The sequence below is a fragment of the Stenotrophomonas sp. YIM B06876 genome (genome assembly GCF_030711595.1).
Taxonomy (GTDB): Bacteria; Pseudomonadota; Gammaproteobacteria; order Xanthomonadales; family Xanthomonadaceae; genus Stenotrophomonas.
Map to the genome: position 1 here is coordinate 1 of NZ_JAUJUJ010000240.1, position 1,223 is coordinate 1,223.

At 68.4% G+C, this 1,223-nt stretch carries 2 protein-coding genes; both read right to left on the reverse strand.

From position 1 onward, the window contains the following. On the reverse strand, positions 1 to 406 hold a 406-nt coding region (locus QZH66_RS16405), incomplete at its 3' end, for an ATP-binding cassette domain-containing protein (RefSeq protein WP_305806943.1). After that, on the reverse strand, positions 403 to 1,223 hold an 821-nt coding region (locus QZH66_RS16410), incomplete at its 5' end, for a branched-chain amino acid ABC transporter permease (RefSeq protein WP_305806944.1). The genes QZH66_RS16410 and QZH66_RS16405, both read right to left, overlap by 4 nt.

Below are 1,223 nucleotides of genomic sequence, written 5' to 3' on the forward strand. Positions count from 1 at the left end.
CGGCGTACGCGCCCATGCCCACGAAAGCGAGGCATTCGCGCGCCTGCTCGCGCGCCTGTGCCAGGCTGGCACGCTTGGCGGCATGGCCAAACAGCGCGCCGATGGCCACGTTGTCGAGCACCGACAGGCCCGGAAACGGCCGCATGATCTGGAACGTGCGGCCTATGCCCAGGCGCGCGCGCTGGTAGGCCGGCAGGCGATTGATGCGCTCGCCCTGGAACAGCACCTCGCCCTCGCTGGCGGCCAGCGTGCCGCTGATGAGGCTGATCAGCGTGGTCTTGCCCGCGCCGTTGGGTCCGATCAGGCCGAGGATCTCGCCGGGCGCGAGCGTGAAGCTGACATCGCTCACGGCCACCAGCCCGGCGAAGCGCCGCGTGGCGTGGCGGACTTCGAGCAGCGCGCTCATAGCCGGTGCGCCTTGATGTTGTCGATGAAGTAGCGCCAGCCGGTCTTGCGCAGGTGGCGCAGCAGGTCGGCCAGGCCGCGCGGCATCAGCACCACGGCGACCACGATGACGATGCCGAAGAACAGCCCCGCGATGCTGGTGACGGCGCTGGCCAGGTATTCCGAGATCGCCGACAGCGTGAAGGCGCCGACGATGGGGCCGAACACCGTGCCGGGGCCACCGAACACGGCCATGATGATCATCTTGACGTTGAGGCCGATGTCGAACGCGCTCTCGGGGTCGAGGAAGGTGATCCAGTAGGCGTGGATGCCGCCGGCCAGCGCGCTGAACACGCCCGAGAGCGCGAACGCGAGCACCTTGTACAGCGTGGTGTTCACGCCCATGACGGCGGCGGCCTCTTCGTTCTCGCGGATGGCGATCAGCCCGAAGCCGAAGCGGCTGCGCGTCAGCCAGAAGATGGTCAGCGTGGCCACCACCAGCAGCGCGAGCGCGAGCTCGTAGAACAGCCGGTCGTTGTTCAGCGGCGGCAGCACCAGGCCGATGTTGCGGCCGGCCAGCTCGACGTTCGAGACGATGGCCGTCATGACCTGCGACAGCGCCAGCGTGGCAATGGCGAAATAGTGCCCCCTGAGCCGCAGCACCGGCAGGCCGAGCACGAAGGCGAAGACCACCGCCAGCGCGACGCCGAAGGCCAGGCCCACGCCGAACGGCAGCCCCCACTGCACCATGGCTATGGCCACGCCATAGCTGCCCAGGCCATAGAAGACGGAATTGCCGAAGGAGGCATAGCCGGCGTAGCCGCCGATGATGTTCCAGC